Raw genomic sequence first — 10,199 nt, 5'->3', positions numbered from 1 at the left:
GGCCGAGGACTTACCAACAAAGAAGCTACGCGTCCACTGTGCAGTATCTGAAACAACACACAGATACAGGAAGACGGGAGACGAACCCTCGCAAGGGGATTCGCAACCTGGCTCTCTGTGTGACAGTTTCATAGAGTTACGGCGGCTATAGCGGTGGGGAAACGCCCGGTCCCATTCCGAACCCGGAAGCTAAGGCCACCTGCGCCGATGGTACTGCACTCGACAGGGTGTGGGAGAGTAGGACACCGCCGGAACATCCTTCACGAAAGGGGACCCAACACTGGGTCCCCTTTCGTCGTTTCAGCACCTGTGCCGCGAGGTCGCTCAGGGGCGCGTGATTGAATTTGGGGTAAGTGGTATCGCCCACCCGCCCTCCTCACGCGCCGTCCAGCGCCGTGGCCGGGTACCGCAGGCTACAAGAACAGAGAGGGATCACCGTGGCGGAGCAGAACGACGACCGCAAACCCTTCCGTCGCAACAGCGGTGGGACCGGACAGGGCGGCTACGGCCGACGCGAGGACAACGAAAAGCGCGATCAGGGACGGTCCGATCAGGGACGGTCGTCGTACGGTGGTCCGCGTCGTGACGGTGGCGGCACCGGCGGCAGCCGCGAGGGCGGCTTCAACCGCGGCGGTGGATCCAATCGTGAGGGCGGCGGCTTCAACCGCGGCCGCGACAACGACCGCGGTGGCTACAACCGCTCCGAAGGCGACCGCGATCGCGGCGGCTATCGGGGCGGCGAGGGCAGTCGTGGCGGATCCGAACGTGACAGTGGCCGTGGCGGTTTCAACCGCGGCGACCGCGACAACGGTGGCAACCGTGGCGGCAGCCGTGAGGGCGGCTTCAACCGTTCCGGTGGTGGCGAGCGTCGCGAAGGCGGCTTCAACCGTTCCGGCAGTGGTGACCGTCGTGAGGGCGGTTTCAACCGCAGCGGTGGCGGTGAGCGTCGCGAAGGCGGGTTCAATCGCTCCGGTGGCGGTGACCGTCGTGAGGGCGGTTTCAACCGCAGCGGCGGTGGCGAGCGTCGCGAGGGCGGCTTCAACCGTGGTGGCAGCGACCGTCGTGAGGGCGGGTTCAACCGTTCCGGTGATGGCGACCGTCGCGAAGGTGGCTTCAACCGCAGCGGCGGCGGTGAGCGTCGCGAAGGCGGGTTCAATCGCTCCGGTGGCGGTGAGCGTCGCGAGGGCGGATTCGATCGTGGCGGCGAGCGTCGTGAAGGTGGCTTCAATCGCTCCGGTGGCGGTGACCGTCGTGAGGGCGGGTTCAATCGCTCCGGTGGTGGTGATCGTCGCGAAGGTGGGTTCAACCGTTCCGGTGGTGGTGACCGTCGTGAGGGCGGGTTCAACCGCAGCGGCGGTGGCGAGCGCCGTGAAGGCGGGTTCAACCGTGGCGGTGAGAACCGTGGCGGCGGACGGGGATTCGACCGGGATCGTGGGGCGTCGGAGGAGCGGAAGAGCTTCGGGCGCAACGGGTTCGGGGATGAAAAGCGGGAGAACCCGGGCGATCGCCGGGACTTCGACCGGGCCGGGAAGGATTCGGGCGCGCGGAGTTTCGACGCTGGTGATCGCCGCCGCGGCGGCGAGGGTTCGCGGTTCGGCGGTGGGCAGTCGCCCGAGCGGAAGTCGGGTCGCCCCGATGAGCCGCCGTTGCCCGACGATGTGCAGGCCGCGGATCTCGAGCCGGCCGTCCGGCGCGATCTGCTGAGCCTCGACAAGAGCAATGCCGAGTCCGTGGCCCGGCACCTGGTGATGGTGGCGCAGTTGCTGGACGAGGATCCGGAGCTGGCGCTGGAGCACGCCCGGGCGGCACGACAGCGGGCCGGGCGCATCGCGGTGGTCCGTGAAACCGCCGGTGTCGCGGCCTACCACGCGGGTGAGTGGGCCGAGGCGCTGTCCGAGCTGCGGACGGCGCGCCGGATGTCCGGTGGTGCGGGCCTGCTGGCGGTCATGGCCGACTGCGAGCGCGGTCTGGGCCGTCCCGAGCGGGCCATCGAACTGGGTCGTAGCGACGAGGCCCGCGCCCTGCAGGGCGACGAGGCCACCGAGTTGCGCATCGTGGTCGCCGGGGCGCGCATGGATCTGGGTCAGCACGACCAGGCCGTGGTTACCCTGCAGACCGCCGAGCTGGATCCGGCACGCACCGGTTCGTCCGCGGCGCGTCTGTTCTACGCCTACGCCGAGGCGCTGCTGGCCGCCGATCGGGCGGAGGAGGCGCTGACCTGGTTCATGAACGCCGCGTCCGCGGACCTCGACGGTGAGACCGACGCCGAGGAGCGTGCGGCCGACCTCTCCGAGGGCGGCGACGGTTCGGACTGGACCGAGGCGTTCGACGAAGACGAAGACTCGGACGACGATGCTGCGGACGAGGAGAACGCCGAGGGCGACGACGCTCCGGCTGCCGAGCAGGACTCCGCCGCCGCTCCCGAGCCGGCCGCAAAGCCCGACGGCGAGAACGAGAACTGAGGACAGACAAGTGATTTCGACCGTGCGGCCGCGCTTCAGCGCAGTCGCACGGTCGTTTTCGTTTGCGGGCACGGTATTTTCAGCGCAAGGGATGAGAGGGACGGCGTAATGCGACTGCGGGACCGCTTCGAGGCATTGCTGTTGGATCTGGATGGCACGCTGTTCCGCGGCCACGAGCTGATTCCGGGTGCGCCGGAAGCGCTTTCGGCAGGTGAATCCAAGCAGCGCCTCATGTATGTCACCAACAATGCGAGCCGTTCGGCCGACGCGGTGGCGCTGCACCTGCGCGAGCTGGGTTTCACCGCCTCCGAGGACGAGGTGGTGACCAGCGCGCAGGCGGCCGCGCGGCTGTTGAAGCAGCGGGTCGCGCCCGGTTCCACCGTGCTGGTGGTCGGCACCGACGATCTGATGGCCGAGGTGGAGAACGTCGGTCTGCAGGCGGTCCGGCGCTTCGACGGTGTCACGCCGAGCGCGGTCATCCAGGGCCATTCGATGCAGACGGCGTGGGCGGATCTGGCCGAGGCGGCCTATGCGCTGCGCTCGGGCGCCCTGTGGGTCGCCGCGAATACCGATGCCACGCTGCCCACCGAACGCGGTCTGGCGCCCGGTAACGGGTCCATGGTGGCGGCGCTGCGGCAGGCGTCGGGCCTCGAACCGATCGTGGCGGGCAAGCCGTTCGCACCGCTGATGGAGGATGCGCTGGAGCGGGCCCGCACTCGCGACGCGCTGGTGGTCGGCGACCGGCTCGATACGGACATCGACGGCGCGCACACCACCGGACTGGAATCGCTGATGGTCCTCACCGGGGTGAGCACCCTCGAGGATCTGCGCACCCAGCCCGCCGACCGGTTGCCGACCTATGTCGCCGAATCGCTCGACGCCCTCAATCACCCTGTCGCCGAACTGGATCCGGTGGTGCCGGGCAACGGCGATATCGCGGAGGAGATCGCGGCCCGGCTGCGCAAGGCCCCCGGCCGGGCGATCGCCGTCCTGTCCGTCCCGGTGTGAGCCGCGCTCGCCCCGGTCTCAGCGCGGTTTTCGCGCCTCGATCAAGGTGCGGGCGGAGTAGGCGACGAACGGCCCGTCGGCAGTGATCTGCCGGTGCAGGTCGTGCAGGCGGTCGCGGTAGGCAGCGACGGTGAAGCCGGGGACCATCCAGATCACCTTGCGCAGGAAGTAGACGACCGCGCCGATGTCGTTGAATTCCATGCGAAGTCGCTCCGTGCGGGATTGCACGATCTCCAGACCGGCCGCGCGCGCCTGCGCCGCTTCGGTTTCCGGATCGCGGCCGCGGCGGGCTTCCGGCTGCGGGCCGAGGAAGTATTCGACCACCTCGAACACGCTGGCCGGTCCGACGTGCTGTGCGAAGTAGGTGCCGCCGGGTGCCAGCACCCGGGCGATCTCGTCCCACCAGATGGTGGCGGGGTGGCGGCTGGTCACCAGGTCGAAGGCGGCGTCCGCGAACGGAAGTGGCGGTTCGTCCGGATCGGCGACCACCACCACGCCGCGCGGATGCAGCAGCCGGGTGGCCTTGTCCAGATTGGGCGGCCAGGATTCGGTGGCGACCATGGTCGGCGGGAAGGATTCGGCCTCGGCGAGCACCTCGCCGCCGCCGGTCTGGATATCGAGGGCGGCGCGAGCGGTGGCGAGGCGCTGCGCCTGCCGCTTCTGATAACCCCAGGACGGCCGCTGTTCGGTGGCGCGGCCGTCGAGCCACGAGAAGTCCCAGCCCGCTACCGAAACCGCCCCCGCCTCGGCGATCAGATGTTCGAAGTCGCTGTCCATTTGCCCCATCCTGTCAGCCGCCCGCAAGCGGTTTTCGCCGCCACGCGGACGCGCGACCGGCAGCGCCACGCCGAGGCCGGTCGGTGCGGAATCCGGATGCGGTGGGGTACGTGTGTTCGAATGCGAGTTCGGGTAGCGTTGTCGCCACCATGACTACGCCCATGCCTCATCCGCAGATCCCCGCGCCGGGGCCGCATTCGGGGATGCCGGGACCGCAAGGTCCGCGTCCCGGGATGCCGCTACCCGGTCAGCATCTGGCGGGTGCGAATCAGGAGTTCGCCGACCCCGAGCGGGTGCGCGCGGACGTGGACGCGTTATTGGCCGAATTGTCGGCGGGAGCACCGAATCCGGGTTTTCCGGGCGCACCCAGCGTGCACTCGGAGGGCACCGATATCGTGCGGCGGGCCAAGATTCTCGAGCAGGCGCACGATGTGCTGGTGCAGGCCCTGGCCACGGTGGACAAGATCTGAGGTGGCCAGGCGCGCACGGGTGGACGCGGAACTGGTTCGCCGCGGATTGGCGCGATCGCGAGAGCACGCGGTCGAGCTGATCAACGCGGGCCGCGTCCTGATCAATGGGTCGGTCGCCACCAAACCGGCGACCGGCGTCGAGACGAGTACCCCGCTGCTGGTGCGGGACGAGCCCGACGAGGTGCAGTGGGCCTCGCGCGGCGCGCACAAGCTGCTGGGCGCGTTGGAAGCGTTCGAGCCGCTGGGCGTGTCGGTCGAGGGTAAGCGCTGCCTGGACGCGGGCGCGTCCACCGGCGGCTTCACCGATGTGCTGCTCTCGCGCGGTGCGAAGGAAGTAGTGGCCGCCGATGTCGGTTACGGCCAGCTCATCTGGCGGCTGCAGAACGATGACCGGGTCCTGGTGCACGATCGCACCAATGTCCGGGCGCTGACGCCCGAACTCATCGGCGGCACAGTCGATCTGGTGGTCACCGATCTGTCGTTCATCTCCCTCGCCCTGGTGCTGCCCGCGCTGGCCGCCTGCGCGGCGCCGGGCGCGGATCTGCTGCCCATGGTGAAGCCGCAGTTCGAGGTGGGCAAGGACCGGGTGGGTGCCGGTGGCGTGGTGCGGGATCCGGCGTTGCGCGCCGAGGTGGTGCGCGAAGTCGCCGCCGCCGCAGCGAAACTCGGCCTGCGGACGCGCGGCGTGGTGGCCAGTCCGCTGCCCGGGCCGTCCGGCAATGTCGAGTATTTCCTGTGGTTGCGCAAGGAAAGCGGGCCGGTCGGTGAACCGGAGGAAACCGGCGTCACACCCGGTGACGGCGCAAGCGTCGGTGGGGACGCCTACGATGCAGACGAGGCGTCTCGTGTTGCGACGTTGATCGATCGTGCGGTGCAGGAGGGTCCACAGTGAACGCGGCTAGCCCGGCCAGAGAAGTACTGCTGGTCGCGCATCCGGGACGGCCGGAGATCACCGATACCGCGCATCGCGTGGCGAAGATCCTGTGCGGAGCCGGGATCGGGCTGCGCGTGCTCGAGGACGAGGCGTACAGCACTCGTTTCGATGTCGACGACGACGGCGTGGCCGACGGATATCCGGCGCGGGTCATGGCCCACAATCCGGACGCCGCGGTCGGCACCGAGATGGTGCTGGCTCTCGGCGGCGACGGCACTTTCCTGCGCGCGGCCGAACTGGCCCGCAGCGCGGGGGTGCCGGTGCTGGGAATCAATCTGGGCCGCATCGGTTTTCTGACCGAGGCCGAGGCCGAGAATCTGGACGAGGCGCTGTCGCAGGTGGTGCGGCGCGACTATGTCGTCGAGGAGCGGATGACCATCGATGTCACCGTGCGCGTCGACGACACGGTCACCGAGCGCGGCTGGGCGTTGAACGAGGCCAGCATCGAGAACGCGGCGCGCATGGGCGTGCTCGAGGTGGTCCTGGAAGTGGACAACCGGCCGGTGTCGTCCTTCGGGTGCGACGGTGTGCTGATCGCTACTCCCACCGGATCAACCGCCTACGCCTTCTCGGCGGGCGGGCCGGTGGTGTGGCCGGATCTCGAAGCGCTGCTGGTGATTCCGTCCAATGCCCACGCCCTGTTCGCGCGACCCCTGGTGACCAGCCCGGATTCGCGAATCGCGGTGGAAACCGTGGCGACGGGCCACGATGCCATTGTTTTCCTCGACGGCCGACGCACCCTCGCATTGCCGCGGGGCGGCCGGGTCGAGACGGTCCGCGGGGCCGAACCGGTGCGATGGGTGCGGTTGGATTCCGCGCCGTTCGCCGACCGGATGGTGCGCAAATTCCAGTTGCCCGTGACAGGCTGGCGAGGCCGACGGACGGAGAGCACGAGTGCTGACAGAGATCAGGATTGACGGGCTTGGCGTAATTTCCACCGCCACCGCGCAATTCCACGAAGGGCTGACCGTACTGACGGGTGAGACCGGCGCGGGCAAGACCATGGTGGTGACCAGCCTGCACCTGCTCAGTGGTGCGCGCGCCGACGCCGGGCGGGTCCGGTTGGGTGCGTCGCGGGCCGTGGTGGAGGGCCGCTTCACCGTGGACGCGGTGCACGACGGGGCGCTAGGCGAGGTCGAGGAGGTACTGGAATCCTCGGGGGCCGAACGGGATGACGATGGCAGCATCATCGCCGTGCGGACCGTTGGCAGCGACGGTCGCTCGCGGGCGCATCTGGGTGGGCGCAGTGTGCCCGCCTCGGTGCTCTCGGATTTCACGACCCCGCTGCTCACCGTGCATGGGCAGAACGACCAGTTGCGGTTGCAGCGGCCGGATCAGCAGTTGCACGCGCTGGACCAGTTCGCCGCGGACGCTGTGGCACCGCTACTCGCGAAGTATCAGAAGGCGCGGAAAGCCTGGCTGGACAAGCGCAATCAGCTGCTCGAAAGAACCGCGCGCAGCCGGGAACTGGCCCTCGAGGCCGACCATCTGACCCAGTCGCTGGCCGAAATCGACGCCGTCGCACCGGAACCCGGTGAGGACGAGCATCTGGTGGCCGAGGTGCGCAGGCTCTCGGATCTGGATTCGCTGCGCGAGGCCGCCTCGACCGCGCACGACGCGCTGGCCGGGCCCGCCGACTCGCCCGGGGAGAATTCCGGCGCGCTGGACCTGCTCGGCACCGCCCGCGCCCGCATCGAAGCCTCCGACGACCCGAAGCTGTCGGGGCTGGGTCCCCGTCTGGGCGAGGCGATTTCGGTGGTCGTGGATATGGCTACCGAGTTGAGTTCCTATCTGTCGGATCTGCCGTCGGATCCGGGTGCGCTGGAGTCCATGCTGACCCGGCAGGCCGAGCTCAAGACGCTGACGCGCAAGTACGCGCCCGATATCGACGGGGTCATCAAGTGGGCCGACGAGGCCCGCATGCGGTTGGACTCGCTCGATGTTTCCGAGGAGGCGCTCGCGGCGCTGGCTGCGGATGTCGAGACCGCCGCGGAGAAGGTGCGCGAGACGGCCCGCAAGCTGACGGCCGCACGTAGCAAGGCGGCGGGCAAGCTGGCCTCCGCCGTGAGCACCGAACTGGGCGGTCTCGCTATGGGGCGGGCTCGGCTCGAGGTCGGTGTCGGTCCCGTCCCTGCGGGCGTTCAGGATTCGGCCCCGCTGGTCATCGACGGCAAGGAACTGCATGCCGGTTCCACCGGTGTCGACGAGGTGGAGTTCCGCCTGGCCGCGCACTCCGGCGCGCACCCGCTGCCGCTGAGCAAGAGCGCCTCCGGCGGTGAGCTCTCGCGCATCATGCTCGCGCTCGAAGTGGTGCTGGCCAGCTCCGAACACGGCACCACCATGGTCTTCGACGAGGTCGACGCCGGTGTCGGCGGTCGCGCCGCGGTCGAGATCGGCCGTCGCCTGGCCCGTCTGGCCCGCACCCACCAGGTCATCGTGGTGACCCACCTCCCGCAGGTGGCCGCCTTCGCCGACACCCACCTGGTGGTCGACAAGCTCGATGACGGCAAGGCCGTCAAATCCGGCGTCAAGGCGCTGACCCAGGACGAACGCGTCGTCGAACTCGCCCGCATGCTGGCGGGCATGGGCGACACCGAAACCGGCCGCGCCCACGCCTGGGAACTCCTCACCACCGCCGACGCCGAGAAGGTCGGCGCCGCCGTCGGCGGCGAATAGGCCGCAACGAAACCGGCCGGACCCCAATGGGGTCCGGCCGGTTTTTGGGTGGCCGCAGTGTGCGCGGCGGCCCGGAGTCTGCCGTTCGGCTACTTCAGCGCCTTGCGGACCGCGCCGATGAGCTGGTTGGTGAGGGCGCGCAGGCCGGGCTCGAGGACGGCGTCCGGGATGGGGAGGCTCGGCTCGGACTCCATGGTGTAGACCACGCGGGTGCCGCCGGGGGCGTCGGAGAAGCTGACGGTGCCGACGTGGCGCTTGACGGGGGCGCCGGCGATGACGCGGTAGACCATGCGCTCGTTGGGGACCAGTTCGGTGGTCTCCTCGGTGGGGCCGATGCCGCCGATGCCGAGGTGGTACTGGGCGCCGACGCCATTCGGCGCGCCGATGCCCGGCTTCTTCAGCGAGACCTTGATGGGCACATAGGGATTGATGCTGTCACGCTCGGTGAAGAGCTTGTAGACGGTCTCGCGCGGGGCGGGAAGGACGGTGTCCACGGTGGTACTGGCCATGACGGGAGCATATCCTTACCGGCTAGTAAGAAGATAGGCGCGAATGGGACATTCCCTGTAGGCCGATGGCATCACTGTGACGGATCGTCAGGCTGACCGGCGCGCCTCCACCATTGGTTGAGACTTTACGGTAATCATCGATCGTTATGAAGATGCTGGCCCTGCTTTCGCGCACAACCGAAACGCTGCCTGGTCTGACCGGCATGGCCCGGGTGGACCGGAATACGAGGCGGTTGTTGCAGCGTGTGGGGCCCGGCGACGTCGTCGTCCTGGACGAGATGGACCTGGATCGGCTCACCGCCGACCGGCTCGTCGAAGCCCAGGTGGCGGTGGTTATCAACGCCTCGCCCTCGATCTCCGGCAGATATCCCAACCTGGGCCCGGAAGTACTGGTGGCCAACGGGATTCAGCTGATGGACGCGGTCAGCTCGGACGTCTTCAAGAAGATCAAGGACGGCATCCGGGTCCGCGTCGAGGACGGCGTGGTCTACGCCGACAAGCTCTCGAAGAAGGAGCCCGAGGCGCTCGTCGAGGGCATCGAGCTCACCGAGGCCGCCATCGCCGAGCGCATGATCGAGGCCCGCAACGGGCTGGCCGATCATCTGGAAGCGTTCTCCGGCAACACCATCGAGTTCATCCGCACCGAATCCTCGCTGCTCATCGATGGAATCGGGGTGCCGGACGTCGAAATCGACATGAAGCGGCGGCATGTCGTGGTGGTCGCCGACGGCCCGGAACACATCGAGGATCTCAAGCGCATCAAGCCGTTCATCAAGGAGTACGCGCCCATCCTGATCGGTGTCGGCCGCGGTGCGGATACCTTGACCCGCAATGGATATCGGCCCGACCTGATCGTCGGCGATCCGGAGGAGATCACCGCCACCACGCTCAAGTCCGGCGCGGAGGTGATCCTGCCCGCCGATACCGACGGGCACGCCAAGGGTTTGGAGCGCATCCAGGATCTGGGCATCGGCGCGACCACCTTCCCGTCCTCGGGCGCACCCGCGGATCTGGCGCTGCTGTTGGCCGATCACCATGGCGCGTCGCTCATCGTCACCGTCGGCGCGGCGGCCTCCCTCGACGACTTCTTCGACCGCGGTCGCCGCGATTCGAATCCGGCAACCTTCCTGACACGCCTCAAAATGGGCACCAAACTGATGGATGCGAAAGCCGTTGCGGCGCTGTACCGTCACCGGGGTTCGGGGTGGGCGGTCGCGCTGGTGGTCTTGGCCGCGCTGGTCGCGCTGGTCGTCGCGCTGCTGGCCACCCACATGGGCGGTGATGCGCTGACCTGGGCCACCGACACCTGGCATCGCGGATCGCACTGGGTACAGGGGCTATTGGACCGGCAAAAGTAGAGGGA

At 68.7% G+C, this 10,199-nt stretch carries 8 protein-coding genes, 1 rRNA gene and 1 pseudogene; 8 read left to right on the top strand and 2 right to left on the bottom strand.

The features are described 5' to 3' along the window. Positions 1 to 137 precede the first annotated feature (137 nt). The 3 genes and pseudogenes from rrf (at position 138) to ACYVN4_RS23070 (ending at position 3,470) form a co-directional block, all read left to right on the top strand. Positions 138 to 254: ribosomal RNA gene (gene rrf / locus ACYVN4_RS23080) — 5S ribosomal RNA — on the top strand. A gap of 1,098 nt (positions 255 to 1,352) precedes the next feature. Further along, a pseudogene (locus tag ACYVN4_RS23075) lies at positions 1,353 to 2,291 on the top strand (hypothetical protein); the annotation flags it as partial. A gap of 279 nt (positions 2,292 to 2,570) precedes the next feature. Then, positions 2,571 to 3,470, top strand: a complete 900-nt coding sequence (locus tag ACYVN4_RS23070; RefSeq protein WP_460724032.1) for an HAD-IIA family hydrolase — start codon at positions 2,571 to 2,573, stop codon at positions 3,468 to 3,470. Positions 3,471 to 3,488: 18 nt separating this feature from the next. Here ACYVN4_RS23070 and ACYVN4_RS23065 read toward each other — a convergent pair whose 3' ends face one another. Continuing rightward, positions 3,489 to 4,247 (bottom strand): class I SAM-dependent methyltransferase, encoded by a 759-nt coding sequence (locus tag ACYVN4_RS23065; RefSeq protein WP_460724031.1) that lies wholly within the window; start codon positions 4,245 to 4,247, stop codon positions 3,489 to 3,491. A gap of 149 nt (positions 4,248 to 4,396) precedes the next feature. On the opposite strand from ACYVN4_RS23065, the gene ACYVN4_RS23060 reads away from it, so the two are divergent. Genes ACYVN4_RS23060 through recN form a run of 4 tightly spaced genes read left to right on the top strand, consistent with a single transcriptional unit; the run spans position 4,397 to position 8,327 of the window. Further along, complete coding sequence (locus ACYVN4_RS23060; RefSeq protein ID WP_452400217.1) at positions 4,397 to 4,717, top strand: hypothetical protein; 321 nt, start codon at positions 4,397 to 4,399, stop codon at positions 4,715 to 4,717. Between the two features lies 1 nt (position 4,718). After that, a complete protein-coding gene (locus tag ACYVN4_RS23055) occupies positions 4,719 to 5,609 on the top strand; it encodes a TlyA family RNA methyltransferase (RefSeq protein WP_460724030.1) in 891 nt (296 codons plus the stop codon). After that, on the top strand, positions 5,606 to 6,568 hold the full coding sequence (locus tag ACYVN4_RS23050) for an NAD kinase (protein WP_460724029.1): 963 nt from the start codon (positions 5,606 to 5,608) through the stop codon (positions 6,566 to 6,568). Before ACYVN4_RS23055 ends, ACYVN4_RS23050 begins: the two co-directional genes overlap by 4 nt. After that, positions 6,546 to 8,327, top strand: coding sequence for a DNA repair protein RecN (recN, locus tag ACYVN4_RS23045; protein ID WP_460724028.1), 1,782 nt, complete (start codon positions 6,546 to 6,548; stop codon positions 8,325 to 8,327). Before ACYVN4_RS23050 ends, recN begins: the two co-directional genes overlap by 23 nt. 89 nt (positions 8,328 to 8,416) lie before the next feature. Here the strand turns inward: recN and ACYVN4_RS23040 are convergent, their stop codons facing one another. Then, positions 8,417 to 8,836 (bottom strand): SRPBCC family protein, encoded by a 420-nt coding sequence (locus ACYVN4_RS23040; RefSeq protein ID WP_379363897.1) that lies wholly within the window; start codon positions 8,834 to 8,836, stop codon positions 8,417 to 8,419. A gap of 146 nt (positions 8,837 to 8,982) precedes the next feature. Between ACYVN4_RS23040 and steA the strand changes: the two genes are divergently transcribed. Continuing rightward, positions 8,983 to 10,194, top strand: coding sequence for a putative cytokinetic ring protein SteA (gene steA, locus ACYVN4_RS23035; RefSeq protein WP_460724027.1), 1,212 nt, complete (start codon positions 8,983 to 8,985; stop codon positions 10,192 to 10,194). Positions 10,195 to 10,199 lie beyond the last annotated feature (5 nt).

The sequence above is a fragment of the Nocardia heshunensis genome, from assembly GCF_054782115.1.
The sequence above is the reverse complement of the archived record's forward strand: the minus strand, read 5'-3'. Positions and strand labels throughout refer to the sequence as shown.

What these genes read in the sequence shown, in the direction of transcription:
- ACYVN4_RS23040 (WP_379363897.1), bottom strand. Translation starts at nt 8,836, where the DNA reads ATGGCCAGTACCACCGTGGACACCGTCCTTCCCGCCCCGCGCGAGACC.
- steA (WP_460724027.1), top strand. Translation starts at nt 8,983, where the DNA reads ATGAAGATGCTGGCCCTGCTTTCGCGCACAACCGAAACGCTGCCTGGT.
- ACYVN4_RS23060 (WP_452400217.1), top strand. Translation starts at nt 4,397, where the DNA reads ATGACTACGCCCATGCCTCATCCGCAGATCCCCGCGCCGGGGCCGCAT.
- ACYVN4_RS23070 (WP_460724032.1), top strand. Translation starts at nt 2,571, where the DNA reads ATGCGACTGCGGGACCGCTTCGAGGCATTGCTGTTGGATCTGGATGGC.
- ACYVN4_RS23065 (WP_460724031.1), bottom strand. Translation starts at nt 4,247, where the DNA reads ATGGACAGCGACTTCGAACATCTGATCGCCGAGGCGGGGGCGGTTTCG.